At 57.8% G+C, this 22,167-nt stretch carries 20 protein-coding genes; 13 read left to right on the top strand and 7 right to left on the bottom strand.

Annotated features, from left to right (window positions below):
* Positions 1-36: 36 nt before the first annotated feature.
* Complete coding sequence (locus DESU86_RS00695; RefSeq protein ID WP_179979289.1) at positions 37-1,176, top strand: NAD(P)H-dependent flavin oxidoreductase; 1,140 nt, start codon at positions 37-39, stop codon at positions 1,174-1,176.
* Between the two features lie 117 nt (positions 1,177-1,293).
* Here DESU86_RS00695 and DESU86_RS00700 read toward each other — a convergent pair whose 3' ends face one another.
* Positions 1,294-2,103 (bottom strand): phosphoribosylformylglycinamidine synthase subunit PurQ, encoded by an 810-nt coding sequence (locus DESU86_RS00700; RefSeq protein WP_179979290.1) that lies wholly within the window; start codon positions 2,101-2,103, stop codon positions 1,294-1,296.
* 261 nt (positions 2,104-2,364) lie between these two features.
* Between DESU86_RS00700 and DESU86_RS00705 the strand changes: the two genes are divergently transcribed.
* The 7 genes from DESU86_RS00705 (at position 2,365) to DESU86_RS00735 (ending at position 8,966) form a co-directional block, all read left to right on the top strand.
* Positions 2,365-4,008 (top strand): CTP synthase, encoded by a 1,644-nt coding sequence (locus DESU86_RS00705; RefSeq protein ID WP_179979291.1) that lies wholly within the window; start codon positions 2,365-2,367, stop codon positions 4,006-4,008.
* Between the two features lie 247 nt (positions 4,009-4,255).
* A complete protein-coding gene (gene rpoN / locus DESU86_RS00710) occupies positions 4,256-5,680 on the top strand; it encodes an RNA polymerase factor sigma-54 (RefSeq protein WP_179979292.1) in 1,425 nt (474 codons plus the stop codon).
* A gap of 141 nt (positions 5,681-5,821) precedes the next feature.
* Entirely contained in the window at positions 5,822-6,361 is a 540-nt protein-coding gene (gene hpf / locus DESU86_RS00715) for a ribosome hibernation-promoting factor, HPF/YfiA family (protein ID WP_179979293.1), read from the top strand.
* A 57-nt stretch (positions 6,362-6,418) separates the two neighbouring features.
* A complete protein-coding gene (rapZ, locus tag DESU86_RS00720) occupies positions 6,419-7,348 on the top strand; it encodes an RNase adapter RapZ (RefSeq protein ID WP_179979294.1) in 930 nt (309 codons plus the stop codon).
* Positions 7,349-7,382: 34 nt separating this feature from the next.
* Entirely contained in the window at positions 7,383-7,826 is a 444-nt protein-coding gene (locus tag DESU86_RS00725) for a PTS sugar transporter subunit IIA (protein WP_179979295.1), read from the top strand.
* Positions 7,827-7,829: 3 nt separating this feature from the next.
* On the top strand, positions 7,830-8,288 hold the full coding sequence (locus tag DESU86_RS00730; RefSeq protein WP_179979296.1) for a PTS sugar transporter subunit IIB: 459 nt from the start codon (positions 7,830-7,832) through the stop codon (positions 8,286-8,288).
* Between the two features lie 201 nt (positions 8,289-8,489).
* Positions 8,490-8,966, top strand: a complete 477-nt coding sequence (locus DESU86_RS00735) for a hypothetical protein (protein WP_232088208.1) — start codon at positions 8,490-8,492, stop codon at positions 8,964-8,966.
* 137 nt (positions 8,967-9,103) lie between these two features.
* Here the strand turns inward: DESU86_RS00735 and DESU86_RS00740 are convergent, their stop codons facing one another.
* From DESU86_RS00740 to ybgF, 4 genes are all read right to left on the bottom strand, one after another.
* Positions 9,104-10,021, bottom strand: a complete 918-nt coding sequence (locus DESU86_RS00740; protein ID WP_179979297.1) for a manganese-dependent inorganic pyrophosphatase — start codon at positions 10,019-10,021, stop codon at positions 9,104-9,106.
* Positions 10,022-10,207: 186 nt separating this feature from the next.
* A complete protein-coding gene (locus tag DESU86_RS00745) occupies positions 10,208-11,221 on the bottom strand; it encodes a tyrosine recombinase XerC (RefSeq protein ID WP_179981659.1) in 1,014 nt (337 codons plus the stop codon).
* Positions 11,222-11,451: 230 nt separating this feature from the next.
* Positions 11,452-12,759 (bottom strand): DNA-processing protein DprA, encoded by a 1,308-nt coding sequence (gene dprA / locus DESU86_RS00750; protein ID WP_179979298.1) that lies wholly within the window; start codon positions 12,757-12,759, stop codon positions 11,452-11,454.
* 2 nt (positions 12,760-12,761) lie between these two features.
* Positions 12,762-14,336 (bottom strand): tol-pal system protein YbgF, encoded by a 1,575-nt coding sequence (ybgF, locus tag DESU86_RS00755; RefSeq protein WP_232088209.1) that lies wholly within the window; start codon positions 14,334-14,336, stop codon positions 12,762-12,764.
* A 196-nt stretch (positions 14,337-14,532) separates the two neighbouring features.
* Here ybgF and DESU86_RS00760 point away from each other — a divergent pair, with 196 nt between their 5' ends.
* A complete protein-coding gene (locus DESU86_RS00760) occupies positions 14,533-15,669 on the top strand; it encodes a hypothetical protein (RefSeq protein ID WP_232088210.1) in 1,137 nt (378 codons plus the stop codon).
* A gap of 325 nt (positions 15,670-15,994) precedes the next feature.
* Here DESU86_RS00760 and DESU86_RS00765 read toward each other — a convergent pair whose 3' ends face one another.
* Positions 15,995-17,329 carry a CgeB family protein gene (locus DESU86_RS00765; protein ID WP_179979299.1) on the bottom strand — a complete coding sequence of 445 codons (1,335 nt, stop codon included), beginning with the start codon at positions 17,327-17,329 and terminating at the stop codon, positions 15,995-15,997.
* A 16-nt stretch (positions 17,330-17,345) separates the two neighbouring features.
* Entirely contained in the window at positions 17,346-18,623 is a 1,278-nt protein-coding gene (locus DESU86_RS00770; RefSeq protein ID WP_179979300.1) for a glycosyltransferase family 9 protein, read from the bottom strand.
* A 217-nt stretch (positions 18,624-18,840) separates the two neighbouring features.
* Between DESU86_RS00770 and DESU86_RS00775 the strand changes: the two genes are divergently transcribed.
* From DESU86_RS00775 to DESU86_RS00790, 4 genes are read left to right on the top strand one after another with little or no spacing between them, the layout of a single operon-like run.
* The gene (locus tag DESU86_RS00775) at positions 18,841-19,545 is read left to right on the top strand and encodes a precorrin-2 dehydrogenase/sirohydrochlorin ferrochelatase family protein (RefSeq protein WP_179979301.1); all 705 of its coding nucleotides are present in this window, start codon (positions 18,841-18,843) and stop codon (positions 19,543-19,545) included.
* Entirely contained in the window at positions 19,532-20,359 is an 828-nt protein-coding gene (locus DESU86_RS00780; protein WP_179979302.1) for a cytochrome C assembly family protein, read from the top strand. The genes DESU86_RS00775 and DESU86_RS00780 overlap by 14 nt, the downstream gene beginning before the upstream one ends.
* A 13-nt stretch (positions 20,360-20,372) precedes the next feature.
* Positions 20,373-21,665 (top strand): glutamyl-tRNA reductase, encoded by a 1,293-nt coding sequence (gene hemA / locus DESU86_RS00785; protein WP_179979303.1) that lies wholly within the window; start codon positions 20,373-20,375, stop codon positions 21,663-21,665.
* Positions 21,665-22,000 carry a hypothetical protein gene (locus DESU86_RS00790; RefSeq protein ID WP_179979304.1) on the top strand — a complete coding sequence of 112 codons (336 nt, stop codon included), beginning with the start codon at positions 21,665-21,667 and terminating at the stop codon, positions 21,998-22,000. Before hemA ends, DESU86_RS00790 begins: the two co-directional genes overlap by 1 nt.
* Positions 22,001-22,167 lie beyond the last annotated feature (167 nt).

A 22,167-nucleotide genomic window follows, 5' to 3' on the forward strand; every position in this document is an offset into this window, starting at 1 on the left:
GACAAGTTCCATACAAGTCAGGACGGAGGTCTTGCAATGTCTTTTCCAGCATTGAAAATAGGACATCTCACCGCCAAAATTCCTGTGGTACAGGGCGGCATGGGTGTTGGCATATCGCTTTCCGGTTTGGCTTCTGCTGTGGCCAATCAGGGCGGCATCGGCGTTATCGCCGGAGCCATGATCGGCATGAAGGAGCCTGACGTAGCCAAGGACCCTCTTACTGCCAACCTGCGCGCCCTACGCACTGAAATTGAAAAAGCCCGCCAGATGACCAACGGCATTGTGGGCGTCAACCTCATGGTTGCGCTGACCACGTTCAGTCAGATGGTGCGCACCACCATAGAAAGCAAGGCCGATATCATCTTTTCCGGCGCGGGCCTGCCGCTGGACATGCCCAAGCATCTCCTCCAGGCGTGCGAAGAAAAAAAAGAAGAATTCAAAACCAAGCTGGTGCCCATCGTCTCCTCGGCGCGCGCGGCTTCCGTCATTGCCAAAAAATGGATTTCCCGCTTCAACTACGTGCCTGACGCCTTTGTGGTCGAAGGCCCCAAGGCTGGCGGCCACCTCGGCTTCAAGCCCGAAGAACTGCAGGATCCCGCGCACGCGCTGGAAGTGCTTGTGCCTCAGGTTGTTGAAACCGTGAAGCCCCTGGAAGACAAGTACGGCAAGGCTGTACCCATCATTGCCGCCGGTGGCGTATACTCCGGCGAAGACATCAAAAAATTCCTCGATCTTGGCGCTTCCGGCGTGCAGATGGGCACCCGTTTTGTGGCCACCCACGAGTGCGACGCCGATGAGCGCTTCAAGCTGTCGTACCTTGCCGCCACGGATGAAGACGTCACCATTATCAAAAGCCCCGTGGGCATGCCCGGGCGCGCCCTGATCAACAGCTTCATCCGGGCCTCGCGCGAAGGCAACAAAAAGCCTTTCAAATGCGTCTTCCACTGTGTGCACACGTGTGAACAGGAAAAGACGCCGTATTGCATCGCCCAGGCGCTCATCAACGCCATGAAGGGCAATCTTGAACGCGGTTTCGCCTTCTGCGGCGCCAACGTGTCGCGGGTAAACAAGATTATCTCTGTCCGGGAACTTATGGACAGCCTACAGCACGAATTCGATGATGCCATGGCCTCATTGAGCAAGAGCGTACAAAATATGTTCAACGGCAAAAACTGATTTGCCATGGACGCGTGATACGAAAAAAGCCGGGCACATGCCCGGCTTTTTTGTTATCCATTGCTGCAATTTCAGTTGCCGAAATCTTCGGTTGCCGAAATTTTCAGTTGTCGAAATTTATTGGCCGCGCAGATAGCGCACGGCATTGACGAAGAGCAGCGTTCCCGGAGGGTCCAGCTCGCCGCGCGTCCAGGCGGGATGATTGGTCACGTGATGGAAGGCTTCGGGGTGCGGCATAAGCCCGAGCACCCTGCCAGTGGGGTCGGTAAGCCCGGCGATGGCCAGGGCCGCGCCGTTGGGATTGAGAGGATATTCCTGCGTTGGCTGCTTTGTTTCGGGATCGGCATACTGCAGCGCAATAAGATTTTCCGATTCAAGGCGGCGCAGGCACTCCGCATCGCGCGGCACAAGTTTGCCTTCGCCGTGGCGCACAGGCATGCACAGCATGGGCATATCCTTGGTGAAGACACAGGGGCTTTTCGCATTGGGCAACAAATGTACCCAGCGGTCTTCATAGCGGGCCGAATCATTGTGCCCAAGCGAAACCTGGCGTTCAAAGCGCATGCCCCCAAGGGCCGGCAGAACGCCAAGCTTGACCAGCAACTGAAAACCATTGCAAATGCCCAAAATGAGCTTGCCCTGCTCCAGAAAGTCGCGCAAGCTTTGCAGCAGTGGAACGCCTTGCGCGTCCTTGAGGTAACGCCAGCGCATTACAGCGGCCTGGGCTGCGCCCAGGTCATCGCCATCGAGGAATCCACCGGGAAAAACCAGCAAGTGATAATCAGCCAGACGAACCTTGGCTGCCACAATGTCTGAAAAGTGAACCACATCGGCTCTGTCTGCACCGGCCAGGCGGGCTGCATGGGCCGTTTCAAGATGAGAATTTGTTCCGTAGCCGGTGATGACCAGTGTATTGACCATGCCCATGCGGGTAAAGCCTCCTTGGCTTGCTAGCAGATCTTCATGCGCAGCGCCTGTGCTGACCAGACGCATAATGCGCGGCCTGTGGGCCGAAAACAGCCCGCACTCCACGAGCCGCAGGCAAAGCCAGGCTTACCGATGCGGGCTGAAGAGGGAATAACACACTACGTACCTTGTTTTCGATAGTCAATGCTAGCCAAAAAATTCATTTTAGGCTAAGGATACAGGGTTGTGCGGAAAAGCGATCACGATATCAAGGTGGAAGGCATGAAAACGAAATTTATCTTTGTGACGGGCGGAGTTCTGTCATCTCTGGGCAAGGGGCTTGCGGCCTCCTCACTGGGCGCGCTGCTGAAAACCCGTGGCCTTACGGTAACCATACAGAAGCTTGATCCCTATATTAACGTTGACCCCGGCACCATGAACCCCTTCCAGCACGGCGAGGTTTTCGTCACTGACGACGGCGCTGAAACCGACCTGGATCTGGGGCATTACGAACGCTACCTCAACGTGCCCATGTCGCGGAAAAACAATACCACCTCAGGGGCCATCTACAATCAGGTCATCGCCAAGGAACGTCGCGGCGACTATCTGGGCGCCACGGTACAGGTTATTCCCCACATTACCGACGAGATCAAAAACGTGGTTCTGTCCCTGGCTGAAGGGGAGGATGCCCCGGATGTGGCCATCATTGAAATCGGCGGCACCGTCGGCGACATTGAAGGACTGCCCTTCCTTGAGGCCATACGTCAGCTGCGTTCCGATCTTGGCCGTGACAACTGCCTCAACATCCATCTTACCCTTGTGCCCTATCTGCGCTCCGCTGGCGAGCACAAGACCAAGCCTACCCAACACAGCGTAAAAGAGCTTCTTTCTATCGGCATTCAACCCGATATCATCCTTTGCCGCTGTGAGCAGAGCATCTCCGAAGAACTGCGCCGCAAGATCGCCCTCTTCTGTAACGTCGATCAGGACGCCGTGTTCTCCTCGGTGGATGTGAACAATATTTACGAAGTGCCCCTGAAGTTTTATGAGGAAGGCTTTGACCAGAAAGTGGCAATCATGCTGCGCCTACCAGCGCGCAACGCCCATCTTGAAGCCTGGAAAAAGCTCGTCAGCGACTGCGCCGACCCCAAGGGCACGGTTACCATCGCCATTGTGGGCAAGTACGTGGACCTGAAAGAAGCGTACAAAAGCCTGCATGAAGCCCTGATCCACGGCGGCGTGGCCAACCGTGTTCAGGTGAACCTGCGCTACGTGAATTCCGAAAACATCGACGCCAGCAATGTGGCGGAACATCTGAAAGGCTGCAACGGCATTCTGGTTCCCGGCGGTTTTGGCTACCGTGGCGTCGAAGGCAAGATTGTGGCCATCCGGTACGCACGTGAAAAAAAGGTGCCCTTCTTTGGCATCTGCCTTGGCATGCAGTGCGCCGTCATCGAATTTGCCCGCCATGTGGCGGAAATGGCTGACGCAAACTCCGAAGAATTCGATCACCGCTCCAAGCACAAGGTCATCTACCTCATGACCGAATGGTACGACTTCCGTACCAAGAATGTTGAAAAACGCGATGCGGGCAGCGACAAGGGCGGCACCATGCGCCTTGGAGCATACCCGTGCAAGGTTCTGCCCAACTCCCGCGCGTTTGAGGCGTACAAGAAAGAACTGGTTGAAGAACGCCACCGCCACCGCTATGAATTCAATAATGAATTCAAGGAAGCTCTGGCGGAAAAGGGCATGGTTTTCAGCGGCACCTCGCCTGACGGAAACCTTGTGGAGATCGTGGAACTGCCCGACCACCCCTGGTTTTTGGGCTGCCAGTTCCACCCCGAATTCAAATCCAGGCCCATGGACGCGCATCCGCTTTTCCGTGAATTTATCACGGCAGCCAAAAAGCACGCCAAGGTGTAAGGCTTGCACGATCACATCATCTTTTGATGACAGGAAGAAGGGAGGGCGACCTCCCTTCTTCCGTTTCAGGGCCAGAAGCCGTTCCTGAAGCCAACACCTTGAAAATAATGGTGCAAAGCTCGCGTCAGTACACGGGTCCCGTTGTTTTTGGTCGCGCAACCTCTGGCTATTGCATAATTTTTGCCACTATGGCACACTACTTGTAAATAAGATATTTTCTGCTGACCTTTCAAGACGGAACAGGCTCATGGCACTGGAACTTCGACAGCAACTAAAACTGACTCAGCAGCTCGTGATGACCCCGCAATTGCAGCAGGCCATCAAGCTGCTCCAGCTCTCACGCATGGAGCTTCTTGAGACTGTGCAGCAGGAAATGCTGGACAATCCTTTTCTTGAAGAATCCCAGGGCGATGACATTTCGACAGATCCTGGGGAAGACAGGCGGGAAAAAGCCGCCGAAGAGGTGTACGACCAAGACCTGGCCAAGGATGCCGACTGGGAGGATTATCTGGGAGAGTTCGCCAGCACTCCCCGCCTTGTACAGCCACGTGAGTACGAGGTTGCCGAAGATATTTCTCCCCTCGAAGCGCGCTATTCGGCCAAGCCCACCCTTGAAGGGCACCTGATGTGGCAATTGCGTCTTTCCTCACTCACCGAAGCGCAAAAAGACATAGGCGAAGTCATCATCGGCAACCTTTCTTCAGCGGGCTATCTGCATGCCAGCCTGGAAGAAATCGCGCAGATGACGGAATCGGAACCGGCAGACGTTCAGACAGTGCTTGAAAAGATACAACTGTTTGATCCCGTTGGCGTAGCCGCCCGCGATGCCCGTGAATGCCTGATCGTACAGATAAAAAGCCTGAAGTATGACCGCGACCCCATATTGCTTGAACTGGTGCGCTCGCACCTGGAGGACCTTGAGGCCAAGCGCTACAAGCCCCTGCTGCGCAAATTCAAGCTGGATATGGAGGAACTGAAAGAATATCTGGACATCATCCAGAGCCTTGATCCCCTGCCTGGGGCCAGTTTTGGCGGTGGCGAGCCGACCTATGTGAGCCCTGATGTTTTTGTGTACAAAATGGGTGATGAGTTCGTCATTCTGCTCAATGAGGACGGCTTGCCGCAGTTGCAGCTTTCCAACATGAGCCAGATGGACTTGAAGGGATCCTCGGATAAGGAAAAGGAATACTGTACAGAAAAAATGCGTTCGGCCAGCTGGCTCATCAAGAGCCTCTATCAGCGCCAGCGCACCCTGTACAAGGTGATGGAGAGCATTGTTCGTCACCAGCAGCCTTTTTTCGAGGATGGCGTGACGCGCCTGGCTCCGCTTATTCTCAAGGACATTGCTGACGACATCAGTATGCATGAATCCACGGTAAGCCGCATCACGACAAACAAGTATGTGGCGACGCCGCACGGAATTTTTGAACTGAAATTTTTCTTCAACAGCGGCCTGGAGCTTGATGACGGCAGCCAGGTCGGCTCCGAGAGCGTCAAGGCTCTCATCAAGAAATTCATTTCTGACGAAGATGCCAGGTCTCCCCTGAGCGATGAGCGCATCGGCGAGATGCTGAAAGAGCACCTCAAGGTCAACATTGCACGGCGCACTGTGGCCAAATACCGCACCGCTCTTGATATTCCGTCATCTTCAAGACGCAAGGAACATTTCTAATCCTGCCCCCGGCGCGGCAGACGCTGCGCTTCGCGTGAGGCGATACATATAAAAAAGATGGTTCATCAAATTTCCACCGTCGCTCAAAAGGCGGGTTCCACAGTTCTCCATGCCGGGAACTGACATCATAAGGAGGATTATATGAACATCTCTTTTGCCTTCAAAAACTTTGAAGCCTCCGACCATCTTAAAAAGTATGCCCGACGCCGCATGGAAAAGCTGGGGCGTTTTTTTGGCAAGTCTTCCGGTCTTGAGGTAAGCGTTGTGCTTACCGTTGACAAATTTCGCCACCGCTGCGAAGTGACAGTTGTCGGCGAAGGATTGCATATAAACGCAACGGAACAGACTTCAGATATGTACGCCGCCATCGACCTTGTGACAGACAAGGTCGAGGCGCAGATCAAGCGCCAGGTTTCACGGGTCAAGACGCAGCGCCGCAAGGCACGCTCCGACGATGTTGACGTCTTTACCTATAACCTCGACGCAGACGCTGAAGTGGCGCAACCGGTTGAAGGCACTGACCGCCTCGCCACCAAGCCGCTGCACCTTGACGAGGCGCTTATGCAGCTTGACTCCATTGGCAGTGAGTTTCTGGTGTTTTTCAACGCCGAAAACGGCCGCATCAACGTGGTGTACCGCACCCGCACGAGCAGCTACGCGCTGATTGACCCCGTCTTATAATTACGCCTGTTTCCGGCCGTCTGCTATCAGGCGGCCGGAAATATAGCAGGGGGAATCATGACTGCCACCACAAAGCAGCCACAAAAAACACCGGCTGCGCACCCCGCAGCCGAACTGCCGGTGGCCGTGTGCATTGTCACCGGCCTTTCCGGCGCGGGCAAAAGTACGGCCCTGAAAGTATTTGAGGATATGGGGCACTTTGTGGTGGACGGGTTGCCGGCAAGCCTGGCCCCCGAAATGGTAAGCATGATGTCTCGCCCTTCCATGAGCCATTTCAAGGGAATAGCCCTTGGCATGGACCTGCGCCAGAGCAACTTTCTGGATGAGATCAATGAAGCGCTGTCAGATCTCACCGCCCAGAACATTCGCCCCATGCTCCTGTTTCTGGAATGCAACGTGCAGGAACTGCTGCGGCGCTATGCCACCACGCGCCGCCCCCACCCTCTTGAACGCGAGGGCATGGGGCTTGAAACAGCGCTGCTTTCCGAGCGCAACAGCCTGCGCCCTTTACGGGAAATGGCTGACCTTGTTGTAGACACTTCCCGCTTCTCCATTCATGATCTGCGCCGGGCCATTCAAAAGCGCTGGAGCGACAGCAAAAGCAAGCTGCGGGCCATCAAGGTCAACATCATCTCCTTTGGCTTCAAATATGGCGTCCCGCGTGAGGCCGACTTCGTGTTTGACCTGCGCTTTCTCAGCAATCCATACTTTGTTGAAGAACTGCGCCCTCTGAGCGGCAAAGACAAGGCCGTGGCGCAATATGTTTTTGACAAGCCCAATGCACGCGAATTTCGGGCAAAACTTATGGACCTGCTGCTGTTCATGCTGCCGCTTATGGAAGCTGAAGGCCGCTACCGCGTCACCATTGCCGTTGGCTGCACCGGCGGCCGCCACCGCTCCGTGGCCATGGCCGAAGAAATCACGCAGGCCCTGAAGCAGGCAGACTACCCCACGACCCTGGAACACCGACATCTTGAACTTGGCTAGAAAAGCTGGCAGGCTCTGAGCCGAGAGGAATGCCATGACGGAAGAAAGCAAGAAGACACAGGTAGGGATTATTATTGTCTCGCATGCCGACTATGGTTCGGCCATGCTGCGCACGGCCGAATTCATCCTTGGCCCGCAAAGCGACTGTAGCTCCATCAGTGTGGACGTTGCCCATGAAGTTTCTGAAACGGTACGCCGCCTTACCGATGCCGCGCAACGGCTGGACAAGGGCGCGGGGGTCATTATTCTTACCGATATGTTTGGCGGCACGCCCACAAACCTCGCCCTCGCGCTGCTGGCCACCCACAAGGTGGAAGTGGTGACGGGCGCAAATCTGCCCATGCTGCTCAAGGTTTTTTCCTCGCGTGAAAAAAGCCTGGAAGAGCTGGCCCAGCTTGCCGGTGAGGCTGGCTCCAAAGGCATCGTTGTCGCAGGAAATATGCTGCGCAATAAAGCACGGGCCAAAAACGACGGCTAACATATGTGGTTTCGTGTGGATAATCGCCTGGTGCATGGCCAAGTCATTGAAGCGTGGTTGCCCTATACGGGCGCCAAGCATCTGATTGTCGCCAATGATGAACTGGCGGCAGACTCATTGCGTCAGCAGATAATCGAGCTCGCCGTGCCACAGCGCATCCTCACGCACTTCATCCCTGTACACGACCTGGCCATAACGCTGGACGCGTGTGGCGAAGACTGTTTTGTGCTCTTTGGCAATTGCCAGGACGCGCGTCGCGCGAGCAATGCGGGCATCATTATGGAAACTCTCAATATCGGCAACCTGCATTACGGCCCTGAAAAAATGCAAATCCTTCCTCATGTGGCGCTATCCGCCGAAGACAGGGAAGACCTGCGTTCCATCCAGCAGCATCTGGTGCTTCTTGATTTTCGCAGCGTCCCCACAGAAACCGTAAGGGGTCCCCATGAGCAGCTTATATGAGATGATGGCAACCGGGGCGCCTTACGCTTTTTTTTTGCCCTGGCTGGCGCGGCCCGCTCATCCTGCATTATCGGCATTGTTGACCGGCCCATCTGCCTTGCGCTCATAGCCGGAGCCGTCACTTCCGACTGGAGCCTGGCCCTGCCCCTGGGCATTATTTTTGAACTTCTGTGGCTGGATGCCCTTGAACTGGGCAGTGTCGTGCCACCCTACGGCAGCCTGAGCTTTTTACTGCTTTTTCCCATCTGCAGGCACTTTGACCTTGTGGAACCGGGCCGCCTGCTCATCCCCCTCATTCTTTGCATGCTGGCTGCTTACGCGGCGGCCTATGGCGAGCATCGCCAACGCATCAGCCAAAATCCCATGGTTGACAGGGTGGAAGCCTGGTGCGCGGGCAAGCCCAAGGGGGTCGCCCCCGGCACGGCACTACTGCTGTCTTCACTGTACAGGGGCCTGTGGCAGATAGTCCTTTACTGCCTCTGCTTCATCCTGATCTTCAGTCTCGTTGACACCCTGCACAACAGGCAAGCCCTGCCCGCCCTGCGCGCGGTGACGTGGTCAGCCCTTTACGTGGCCGCCCTTATGGGAGCGGTGCTTTCCCTGCGCACACGCCAGGCCTATGCGGTTCTTACGGGCAGCTTGGGCGTGTTGGCCATGCTTCTCTGGATCGACAGCTAACGCACTGCAACTTTGAAATGCCTTGTGGGGGAGGGACCCTTTTGCAAAAGGGTCCCTCCCCCACCCCCTAAAACTCCTAAAGCAAAAACCCCGGCGCGCGGGCACCGGGGTTTTTATTTGCTACAGAGAGTCAGTGCTTACTTGAAAGCCTTTTCAAAGTTGGGCACAACCTGCTTTTTGCGGCTCATGACGCCGGGCAGCCACACGGTGGAACCTTCGGCCTTGACGCCGAAAGCTTTTTCCACCACTGAGGGATCATCGGAAACGATGAGCATTTCCGAGCCTTCTTTCATGATGTCGGTCAGCAGCAGGAAGACGCTGTGGCGGCCTTCAGCCTTGACCTTTTCAATTTCGGCCTGCAGACCAGCCTTCACAGGCTCGAGGATGGAGAGGTCAACCACTTCAAGCTGGCCAATGCCAACCTTGTTGCCGTTCATGTCGAAATCTTTGTAGTCACGGAAGACAAGGTCTTTCATGGGGGTACCGTCAACGGCGCTCTTGACCTTGAACATTTCCATGCCCAGAGCCACCACATCGCTCACGCCCGCGATCTTGGCCAGTTCTTCAACGGCCTTTTTATCAGCAGGGGTACAGGTGGGGGACTTGAAGATAACCGTGTCGGACAGGATGGCGCACAGCATCGCGCCAGCAAGGTTCTTGGGAATCGCGATGCCGTAGAAGTCATACATGTTCTTGAGAACAGTGTTGGTGCAGCCCACGGGCCAGATCCAGGCTTCCAGCGGCGAAGAAGTGGTCACGTCACCAAGCTTGTGGTGGTCGACTATGCCGAGCACAGTGGCGGAATCCATGCCCTTGGGGGCCTGGGCCAGATCGGAGTAGTCAACCAGATAGACATCCTTGCCAGCCACGTCGGCGACAACCTGAGGAGCAGCAATGCCGAACTTCTTCAGAACAAATTCGGTTTCGGGAGTGGGCGCGCCCTGGGCAACCGGGGTGACGTCCATACCGCGCTTGCTGTACAGGTCAGCGGCGACAATGGCGGAAACAATGCTATCGGTATCAGGATTCATGTGACCAAGAACTAATGCAGACATGACTGTCTCTCCTTCCGGTATGGTTCAGGTATGCGGTTCAATTTGACCGATTTGTACTCTTTAGCACAAAGTACTGCCCATGCCAAGCGCCTCATGGAAATTTTCCTGACTACGGCGCGCCATGAGGTGCAAAAACTTTTTTATAATATACTTAATTTACAGTTAAAAAATATGCTCGTGATTTTTTTATTTTTTTAAGGCCCTTGGGTGCGCATGGTCATAGGTCTGCATCAAGCTTTCCAGACTCACCTGCGTATAACGCTGCGTTGTCGTAAGGCGCTGATGCCCAAGCAATTCCTGAACACTGCGCATGTCTGCCCCAGCTTCCAGCAGATGGGTGGCAAAGGAGTGACGCAAACTGTGCGGCGACACGGTAAACGTCAGTCCCGCACGCTGGCACAGACGTTCCACAATGCGCGCGGCCTCCCTCCTGTTGAGACGGGCCCCCCGTGTGCCCACAAACAATGCCGGTTCTTCGGGCAGCGCCAGCAGTGGGCGCTCTTCAAGCCAGCGCTTCAGACTTTCGTGTGACGTGTCCGAAAGAGGCGAAAGCCTTTCCTTTGAGCCCTTGCCCATAACACGCAACACGCGCGAAGTGAGCTGCACGTCGTCCACATCCAGCCCCAGAGCTTCGGATATGCGCAACCCTGAGCCGTACAGCAGTTCAGCCAGAGCCAGATCGCGGCAAAGAATCCGCTCTTCCTCCGCACTTCCGGAAACAGGCCCGCTGCCGCCAGCCGGTCCCTTGGTGCTGTCCAGCAGGGCAAAGGTTTCATCCACATTGAGCGTGCGTGGGTGACGTTTTTCCTGGCGAGGATTACGCACCAGGGCGGCCACGTTTTCCGTGACTCTACCACCCCGTTGCTGAAACCGAAAGAAAGATCGCGCTGCCGCCAGTTTGCGCGCCATGGAACTTTTGGCGTCCCCTTTACGAAACAGCCAGGCCAGAAAAGACTGGATATGGCGGCGCGTCACGGTTTGTGGCTGCCCGAGGCTCACCCCCTGGCTGCGCAAAAACTCCGCCAGTTGTCCAAGGTCAACCGCGTAGGCTTTTTGCGTCGCCTCGGAGGCCCCTTTTTGCACAGCCATCCAGGTCAGAAATGCCTGGATAAAAAGTGGGCTGCGGTCAACCGCAGCGGCGTTTGCCCCACCTGCATCCACGCCAGACACATCCTTGCCAACCGCATCCACACCTGGCATCTCCTTGCCAGACACAGAGTTGCCTGAAACAGCCCCGCCTGACGATTCTGCTTTTTTCACTGTAGCTGCCGCGTTACGCGCAGTTCTCCCGGCGGGCCTGCCCTGCCCTGCCGCCAAAGTGCCCTCGGGCTGTCCTGTGGCTCCGTCTTCAACAGGGAGCGCCATTTGCCCCTGACCGGGCACAGAGCTGGCGCGGCGCGCGCCCGTGGTGTTTTTTGCGTTCTTTACCGTCATACTCCGGCCTCATACCGGGCCCCCGGCAGTCTGCGCACCTGCCCGAGCATCTCAAGCCCCACAAGCATGGCATTCATCTCGGACACTGGCATGGCAAGGGTGCAGGCCAAATCGTCGGCCTGCATGGGGCCTTTCTGGCGCAGGCAGTCCAACAGAAGCGCCCTGCGCTCTGAGGGCGCAAGCTGTTCGGCGGCGTCCAGTGACGGCATTTCCCGCTGCGAAGACTGGTCGTCAGCCTTTACGGCTTCGTCCTTTTGTGTACATGCGTCGGCGCGCACGCGTCTGCTGTCCGTGGCGGCCTCTCCCTTGATCACGGCTTGGTCAGCGCCATCATCCTGATCCTGCACGGATTTTTCCTCTTCACTCAGGCTTGCCTGACTGATGCCATACGGCCGCAACTGGTCCGCCAGATCGCGCAACACATCCTCGGCGCTGAACACAGGGCGCGCGCCCTGCCGCACCAGATCCTGACACCCCAGACAGTGTGAATCCAGTGCCGGGCCGGGCACGGCGTAAACCTCACGGTTTTGCTCCAGGGCCAGACGGGCTGTAATGAGGCTGCCAGAACGGCTGGCGGCTTCCACCACCAGAACGCCAAGGGCAAGGCCGCTGATAATCCGGTTGCGCACAGGGAAATGTTCGGGCAGGGGCAGCGCCCCTGGCATAAATTCCGAGATCAGCAGGCCATGCTCCCGCATGGCGTCAAAAACGCCCCTGTTTCCCCTTGGGTATATGACGTCGATGCCTGTGCCGAGCACGCCTATGCTGCGTCCGATGCGGGCCAGGGCTGCCTCATGGGCCACCCGGTCAATGCCCAATGCCATACCCGATACAATGGTCACCCCGCAGGACGACAGACACCGGGCCATATGGGCCGCCACCGTTCTGCCGTGTTCCGTGGATCGACGCGAGCCCACGATGGCAAAGGCCGGAGCCTGCAAGAGCGATATGTCTCCCTGGCAGTACAGCAATACGGGGGCGTCCGGCAGTTGCCGCAACGGGGCCGGGTATTGGGGGTCTGTCCATAACAGGATAGCGGCGTCAATGCCGCGCACGCTGTCCCACTCCTGCCGGGCCGTGACGCGCCATGAGCCGGTGGCCATTTCGGCCGCCTGTTTCTGGGTAAGCCCTGCCTCGCGCCAGCGCTGTCGGGACTGCACCGCAGCGTAGGCTGAACCGAACGTACGCAAAAGCCGCGCGCATGAGCGGGCCCCAAGCCCTGTGCAGTGCCGCAGAGCCAGGCTGGCCCAGTATTCGGTACGGGCCTCTTCACCCATCTCGGCCCAGGATAGCCCTCGGGACATGGCTAGCGGGCCAGTCCGCGTGACCGGGCGGTCCGGGCGGCCTCGGAATTGGGGAAGCGCGCCAGCAACTGTTTGTACGCCTCGGCGGCCGCAGCCTTGTCGCCAAGACGGCTCAGGCACATGCCGGTTTTGAGCAGGGCATCGGCATTCTTGTGGTGCTGCGGATAGGACGCGTCAACCTTGCGGAACTGGTTCAGTGCTTCCTGATATTTGCCCTGCGCATACAAGCCCTCGCCAATCCAGTATTCGGCATTGGCCGCATACACGCCCTGCGGGTATTCCTGAAGGAAACCTTCGAACCGGGTTATGCCCTCGGCAGAGCGCCCGGACGTCATGAATTTAAGGGCCGCGTCATAGGCGGCTTTTTCATTTTTCGCAGGTTTGGCGGCTTGCGGCGCGGCAGCGGCAGAAGGCGAAGGTTTTGCCGGGACCGTCGGGGCTGTGGAGGCCGTCGGAGCAGTCGCCCGTGCTGTGGGAGCAGGTGCGGGCGTTGGCGTGGCAGCACCTGGTGCTTCCACAGGGGGCAGGCCGGGATATTCCGGCGGCAAAGCCAGATCGGAAGGCGGCAAGGAGGGCACGGGCACAGCCGCATTGCCGTCCGCCGGAGCGCCCTTACCAGAGCTGGCGGGGCTGGCGGGGACAGTGGGCTGATTCGCACCTTGACTTGCAAAATTTGTCGGACTGACAGCAGGCGGCACCACGGGTTCCGGGGCTGCCACAGGCGGCAGGCCCACACTGGGCGTTCCCGCCCCGTTGGCAGGCTGAGAAGTTTTGTTTGATGTGCCGACCTGCCCATGGGGACCAGCCGTGGCGGCCTTACCCTGAGAAGGGTTGGCAGCGGCAGGACTGGCAGCGGCAGGACTGGCGGCGGCAGGCGTTGCGGCGACGGTTCCAGGTGCGGTTACCGAAGCAGAGGGGGAGTCCTGGGGAAAAGAACGTGGCGGAGCCGCAGGATCGATAACCCGCCCCTTGGGGGCACCGGCAGTTTCAGGCGCAACGGCGGCGGGCGGTGTTTCCTTGCCCTTGGCGGCGAGCGTTTTTTCACTCGTCTTTGCGGAAGAAGACGTTGGTTCTGCCGCCTGGGGGGCTGCGGCAGAAGATCCCGCCGAAGCTGCGGCAGGCAGGACTGCGGCTGGCGAAGCCGTTTGGGCTGCGACTGGCTGCGCAGTTACTGGCGGGGCGGTCACTGCCGAAGGCCCGTTGTGTCCCAGCGCCACATCAGGCGGGCGTTGGCCAGCCGGAACAGAGGCCGGGGCCGCGCCTGGGGACTCCGGCGACGCGCCCGCTGCCGCCAGCGGCACGGGCTTCGCCGGGGCAGGCGGCAAGATGGGAACGACAGTCATGCTGGTCTTCTGGCCGCCACGGGTGCGCACTTCAAATGTTCTGTTTTTGAGTTGGGCCACCTGGCTGTCCAGAGTGGCCACGCTCTGCTCCAGAGCATTCAAACGCTGATCGGTTTCGCGCAGGGTCTTCTGGTTGGCCGCTTCTTTACCTTCCACATGGCGCAGTTGCGTTGTTGAAGCGCAACCCGTGGACAAAAGCACGCAAGCCAGAGGTACAGCAAAAAATTTCTTCATAATGTCTCCCGCGATAATTTTGCCCCAAGCCCGGGCATATATCAAGAACCCTTGCGGCCCTGGCATTTTTAAGGCAAATACAGGCTTGAACACATTTTATCGACCATAGCGTACTTTCCCAAGCCAGTGCAAGATTATAAGGAGCAACCATGAGTGTTTCTGTTCTGAAGCCACGCCCAGCCACAGGCGGCGCCCGATGAACTTTCTTCAGGATGTCCTGGTTCAGCTATCCGCATGGATGGAGCTGCCGCGTCAATGGATGCAGACCTGCCCCTTTTTGCAGACAGGCATTGATTCCCTGTGCGTAACCCTGGCTCTGGCCGCCTTGCTGGCCTTTGCGGGGCTTGGCTTCATATCGGCCACGGCACGGATATTGTTCATAACCCGCAAGCGCTCCTCTTATGACAAATGCGCGCGCCAACTGGCCCATCTGGCAATGGTTCTGGGCTGGATTCTGCTGGTGGCAGGGCGCGTATGGCTGTTTTTCGCGCAGGGTTCCTACACGCCCGACTCCCTGCCCGACTTTATGGTGGAACTGAGCTGGATTATGCTGGGGATCGCCGTACTGGTCAGCAGCCTGTACTTCGCCTTGTGGAAGTTTCTTGTGAAGGTTCCCATTCTGCATGTGGTCATGGGCATGATCAGCAGCGTGCAAGGCTGCATCGCCGTGGTTGTCGCCCTGAGTTCCGCCCGCATGATAAATGCCTATACCAGCCCCGATGCCACCGCCATTACCTTGGGCGACATTTTCTTTCCCGGCTGGTTTTCGCCTTTCTGGCGCTCCTTATACTGGACCCTGCCCCTGATTCTGGCCATGGCGGCTGCCAGCGGCGCCCTGTGGCTGACCCTGCGCCGCCAGCGCGACGATTTCGGGCGCGACCATTACAATACCATGGTGCCCTGGTGCGCCGTATGGGCCCGCAATGCCTGGGCCGTCTTCTGGCTGATCTTTCTCGCTTCGACAGTGGCTGAAATACAGCAGGCATGGCAGGGCGGCGTTTTCACCACTGAAAATGCCCTGCGGGAAAGCGCCAAGGTGCTGGTGTGGCTTGTTCCCCTGATCCTGTGGACGGTTGTTGCCCGCAGCGCAGCGCCCATGCGCCACAAGTTCACCCTGCTGGTGGCCCTGATCATGGCCGTGGCCTTCATGCTGCCCTATTATTCCCAGGCGACCAGCCTGTCACTCCCGGCGTCCGGAACGATCCAGGAAATGATCATCGCCCCCCTGGAGGAAAGAGAATTGCCGCCTTCGCCGCAAATAGCACCACAAACTGCGCCCGAAGCGGACCAACAGGCAAAACCCCAAACCGCTCCGCAAAAAAGCCCCGAGTAGCTGACGCCTGTTGCCACGCCTGCGCGCAATTCTCTCCAGTTTCGGACGGCTCTGACCGATTCCGGCCGATAATCCCGGGACGTTTATTGCAGCACGTCGTGACACCAAACAGTCTTTTCTGCTTTTTCAAACAAAAACCCCGCATATCGCGGGGTTTTTGTTTGAAGGCCAGAGCAGCAACTTTTGAGTCAGATACCTCATACCAAGAGTTTTAGGGGGTGGGGGCGTGGGGGAGGAGACCCTTTTGCAAAAGGGTCCCTCCCCCACAGAGCATTTCTCCCCAACAAAGCATCCTTCCCCACAAAACATTTCAAACCATAATTACTTATTTTGCGTACTGCTTGCGCCATTCGTCCAAGAACAGCAGGCAGGTTTCCATTTCATCAAGCACGCCGGAGCGGGCCCTCAGCGCTGCGGCAACATGGTCAAAATCCGCATGGGGGCCAAGGCCCAGACGCTCCACGGTATAGGCCATGGCAGCGCTCAGTTCTGCCGACAGTTCCGGCGTCAATCCCTTAGGCAAAGGCCGCTCCGGGGAGCCGGACGTGGCATTTTGTCCGGCCGCGTTTTCGCGCGTTTGCGCTCCGTTCCCCCCATCGGCCCAGGGTCCAAGGCGATCGGCCATGAAGTCCAGCAGGCGCTGCATGCGCTGCTGATAGGTATGCTCACGCAACACCCGTTGCCGCGCCTTTGCGGCATATGCGCTCCGCGCTTCGGGATGCGCGAGAAAATAGTCAAGCTTGGCATAAAACTCTTCAATGGTGGAAAATGTCGCCAGTTCATCGGGGGCAAAAAGGTCAGCCAGCAAACTGCGGTGGTCCACAAGCTGAAAAGCGTTCATGGCTGCCAGTTCGAAGGTACGCGGATTGACAAAATCGCCCTGACTTACAAGTTCTGTCGTCTGCAGGCTGGAATGCAGATTGAGATTCACCTTGGTGGCATTATAGATCTTTACGCTTTCCTCTTCCCCAATGCGCGCGCCGCCACGCTGCACATGAGAGGCCAGCAGGTTTTCGCCTTCCCAGTCAGAACCCCAGATTTTGAAATTGCGGCCCAGCAAGGGCCTGAAGGCCAACCGGCGATTGGGATAGCCTGCACCCAAAAATCCGATATCCGCGCCATACTCCCGTTGTTCTTCAGGGCTGAGGGCCACTGGCTTATGAAAATCGGGCTGTGCGGCCATGGGCAGATAGAGCGCGTTGGCCTGACCTGCCTCAGCCAGCATATCCAGAAAAGGCTGCTTCTGGATAACGGCAAAAACATCGTACAAGGGGGCGTAGGCGCGCCAGTATTGAAAAATAGCATGGTCTTCAACAAACCACATGGCCGTGCGCACGCCGGCGCGCCGCAGTCGCTGAAGGAGGCTGCGCCCCATGGGAGCCTGGGCCATGGCCAGAACCAGATGCGGCTCCTGCGCCTGCACCTGCGCCCACACGGCCTGGGCCACAACCTGAAGAAAGGAATTTTCCAGTTGCGTGGTCTGGGCCGGAGGCAACCCAAGCCCCTGCAATCCCGTAAAGGCCGGATACATGAGCGGGGCTTCGAAAGTCCGCACGCTGTGCCCCATCTCTTCCAAGGCGCGCGCGCAGTACCTTCCTACGGGCAAGGAACCGCCATACATCGGCAAAATCACAAGAATTCTCAGAGAGGCAGGAGGCATGGGCATATTCTCCACATCAGCAGTATCTGCCGGGCGGCAGCATCCAATCCGTATCGCGGCACAACCATTCGTCAAACAGCCAGGCAAGGCCAGAATTGGCCTCCCCAGAAATAGTGATGCTCTCAGCCTCGTCCGCCGACGGCACAAAGGGCACATCCAGGTATGAGGCCAAAAATTCCCGCACCTGCGCACGTCTGGCCGCATGCCTGTCGGCCCCGGCCACGAGATGCAGCACGGCGCCAAGAGAATCCACGCAACTGCGCCATAGCTGCAAACCTTCGGGTAAAGCCGCCCGTTCCGTTCCTTCTGTCAGGGCCAGCGTCAATGAGCGCAGCAGGGCCTGACTGCAAAAAGGCTCAAGACAGGCCGTGTCGTAGGGGCATGGGGCCGACTCCAGGCACGGGACGCAATGCCGCTCGGCCTGCCAGACAAGATGCCCCTGTCCGTACGGCCCTGTTTCATGCGCGAAGGCTGAAGACAGAAAAAAGGCCAGAACAGGCACGCCAAGGTGCGCGGCCAGGTGCATGCTGCCCGTATCCGGCGTTATCAGGGCGTCCAGCCCGCTGACCGCGTCAACAAGGCCCGGCCAGTCGGTTTTGCCGCTGAGGTCTTCCACCCTGTCCAGCATCTTGGGCGGCAACAGCTTCTGCAGTTTGCGCGCCACGTTTTTTTCCGCACTGGAGCCGAGCAGGCGCACCCTGGGGCCGCCCATGGCGGAAAAAGCCGTACGCACCACTTCAGCCAGCAGTGGCACGGGCAGCGAACGGCGGGATTCACGTCCCGCCAGCACCACGCCTATCCCCTGCCCGCCAGGGGCGGCCACGGGATTAACTTCGGCTGGCGGAAGAGGATCATTGGTGAAATGGCCCCAAAAATCCACAAGATTCAGCGATGAAAGCACGCGCTGGCCGCTCAGCTGAAAGGCCATTCTGGCCCACGGGGAGCGCCATATGCCGTCGGCAGCAGGTCTGTAGCCCACAACAGTTTCTGGGGCGAACATACGGCACAGGGCCGCCGTCAGACCGGAAAAATTGCAGTTATATACGGTGGTGAATTCCGTGCTGCGCCAGCCTGACAGAACCCGGATATTTTTTTCCAGAACTTCCTGCTCCTGGCAGCCGTGCAAAGCAAGACCGTGTACTGTGGCAAACGGGTAGATCAGGCGCGCAAGGGCAGACAGGCCAGCATCAACAGCCAGATGCACCTGGCCACGCCGCTCAAGAGTGCGCAGCAAACGCCCGGTTTGCACCACATCGCCAAAGCGTGCTGCCTGAATGACCAAAAATGTCGCCATGCCCCTTCCTGATTTTGCGATTTGTCGCCCGATTTGTCGCCGGGCTGCCCCTGCACTGAACAGCGGCATTGCCGCGCCCGCAGCCAAAATCAATCAATATGGGGAAGGTACGGCAATAGACGAACGGAAGCAAGCGCGGGGGACTTTGCAAAAACCGCCAGCTTCTGTACAATACGGTATTCCGTATATTTGCAGCATGACGCACACCGGATCCCATATGGAAACTTTCGCGCCCAAAACTCCCATGTATCCGCTCTTTCTTAGCCTCAGCGGGCTGGATTGCCTGCTGGTCGGGTTGGGACAGGTCGGGCAGCGGAAACTGGCTGGCCTTCTGGCCTGCGATCCGGCATCGGTTCTGGTGCTGGAGCGCAACGATCCGCCAGCCCAGGACGCTTCCCTGCAAGATATGTTGCGGGATAACCGCGTACGCTTTGAGCGCCGAACCTGCACGACGGACGACATACGCGGTAAAACCCTGGTGTTTGCCGCTACGGGCGATGTGGATGAAAACCGTCGCATTGCAGCATTGTGCCGCAGCCTGGGCGTACTGTGCAATTGCGCCAGCACACCGGAAGAAGGAAATTTTCAGGTTCCGGCTGTGGCCCGGCGCGCTCCCCTTGCTGCGGCCCTGTCCACAGGCGGCGCAAGCCCCGCCCTGGCCAGGCGCTGGAAAGACGAACTGGCCCAATGGCTGGCCCCGCGTGCCCGCATGGCGACCCTCATGGGCAGGTTGCGTCCTCTGGTTCTTGCCTTGGGCGTCGAGACAGGGCAGAATACACAGTTGTTTCGAAGTTTGGCAGTCTCCCCGCTTCAGCAGTGGCTTGAAGCCGGCGATATTGAGAGCTGCCGACAGTGCCTGCTGGCCGAACTGCCGGCGGAATTGCACGTTCATATAGCGGAGTTACTTTATGATCTCCCCTGAGTTTTCCACCGGCGTCACCCTGCTGCTCTACGGGCTGGCAAGTGTGTCCGGCATTGCGGGAATGATGGCGCGCAGCCCTTTCTGGCGGCGTGCCTGCTGCTATTTTGCCGCTGCGGGCTTTATTTTTCAGACTATCGGCCTGGCCATGGGCTTTCACAAAGCCTTGCCTGACGGACTGAGTCTTGGAGCCTATCTGCAGCTCATGGCCTGGTTTGTGGTCTTGTGCGGCCTTGCCTCCTGGGGCAAGTTCAAGCAGGAGGCCTCGCTTATTTTTGCCTCGCCGCTGGGGCTCATGCTCTTTGCCATGTCCGCGCCCTATCTTCAGGCTGTGGTACAGGTGCCGCCCTACCTCAAAGCGCCCTTCTACGCCCTGCATATAGCCACGCTTTTTCTCAGTCTCGCCCTCATGGCCCTGGCTTTTGCGGCCGGATCCCTTTTTCTTTTTCTTGAGGGCCGCATCAAAAGCAAGCAGTACATGAAGGGCTTCTGGCAGGATATGCCCGCCCTTGCCATGCTTGATAAAATCAACGCCTTTGCCACCCTTGTGGCCTATCCCCTGTATACGCTCGGCATCGTTTCCGGCCTCATATGGGCCAAGCCCGTTTTTGGAGCCACGGTGACGGGCGATCCCAAAGAAGTCATCAGCATTGTCATCTGGCTGCTGTTTTCCGTGCTGTTCAACAACAGACTCACCAAGGGCTGGCGCGGCCGAAAACCCGCGCGGCTGGCTGTTTTTATATTTATACTGTGTCTTTTTTCAATCATTGTGGTGAATACCTTTATGGAAACGCACCACGCATTCATCCGGCGCTGACTCGGGCATAATTATGGACTGTGATATCTTTCTTGTGGGCCTGAATCACCGCACCGCCGGAGTGGACGTGCGCGAACGCTTCGCCCTGGCCAATCATTGCGATGAGGAACACTGGGCATTGCCATGTATCGGCGCGGTGAGCGAAAGCGTCATACTTTCTACCTGTAACCGCGTGGAAATCCTGGCCGCTGGCACAGGCGACATGGCCGAGCAGATACTGTGCAGCTGGGCCAGGGCAAGGGGAACTGACGTTGAGGACCTCAGGCCCTACGTCTATGTTCATAAAAACCTTGAAGCCGTCCGGCATCTGTTTTCAGTGGCGTCGAGTCTGGATTCGATGGTGCTGGGCGAGCCGCAGATTCTCGGCCAGTTGAAAACCGCCTACCGCAAGGCCGTCAAAAGCCGCGCCACCGGGGTCATACTCAACAGGCTGCTGCACAAGGCCTTTTCTGTGGCCAAGAGGGTACGCACAGAAACAGCGGTGGCTTCCAGTGCGGTTTCCATCAGCTACGCCGCCGTGGAGCTTGCCAAACGCATCTTTGGCGACATGCGGGAACACAAGGCCATGCTGGTGGGTGCGGGCGAAATGGCGGAGCTGGCGGCCATGCATCTGCTTCAGGCAGGCATCAACGATATCCTTGTGGCCAACCGCACCCATGCCCGCGGGCAGGAACTGGCCAAGCAATTCAATGGCCGCGCCATCCCCTTTGAGCAGATGCCCCACTACCTGCTTGATGTGGACATCATCATCACCTCGACGGGCTCGCAGGAGCCCATCATCCGCGCGCGCGACATCCGCGTCGCGCTCAAAGCCCGTAAAAACAGGCCCATGTTCTTCATCGACATCGCTGTCCCCCGCGACATCGACCCTGACGTCAACGGCCTGGACAACGTTTATCTTTACGACATCGACGATCTCAGGGAAGTGGTGGAAGAAAACCTGGCCACCCGCCGCGATGAAGCGGCCAAGGCTGCGGAAATCGTCAATGAGGAAGTGGCGTATTTTTCAAAATGGCTCGCCAGCCTGGACATGCAGCCCACCATTGTTGACCTTATCAAAAAAAGCCAGGCCATTGCCGAAGATGAGCTGGCCAAGACCCTCAAGCGTCTTGGCCCGGTGGACGACAACACCCGCGACGCGCTGGAGGCCATGGCCAGATCCCTGGTGCGCAAGCTTAATCACGACCCCATCATGTTTCTGAAACACGGCGGCATGTCGCAGGAAGGCAACGGCCCGCGCATCAGCGTTATGCGACGCATCTTCAACCTTGACAAAACAGGCTGTATTTATTCGGAGGAAAACTGATGCGCTGGTATGGCATTGATGACCTCACGCCCGAAGAAATTGCCAAGATAACCGCCACGCTCAAGGATATGGAGCTTGAATCCGGTATGGACGGCCTCTATTGGCTGCCAGCTCCTGTGGAAATGCTTTCCCCTGTTCAGAAAGAACATGTCAAAAGCTGCGGCCCGCACGTTTTTGGCCTTGAAGTTGAAGAAGACTCCCTGCGTATGGAACTGCTCGTAAGAGCCAAGAACCGCATGCGGTGCGATTGCGTGCATTATGCCGGCCCCGAACTGCGCGCCAGCATGATCGCCTGGTTGGAACAGATGCTGACCGACCTTGGCATCACCACCTGAGGAAACGCTGATTTATTCCGTTTGGCGGCCTTGCTTCACTTTTTTTGAAACAGTCGGGGACGGAAGAGTCCACTCCTGCCTTAAAAAAAGTTCGCGCCTTGTCAAACGAAACACCAGCGCGTTTCCAAGAGGCTCTTTAGTCAGTGCTTCCCTAATAACGGCTTGCG

The organism is Desulfovibrio sp. 86, assembly GCF_902702915.1.
Classification (GTDB): Bacteria; Desulfobacterota; Desulfovibrionia; order Desulfovibrionales; family Desulfovibrionaceae; genus Desulfovibrio.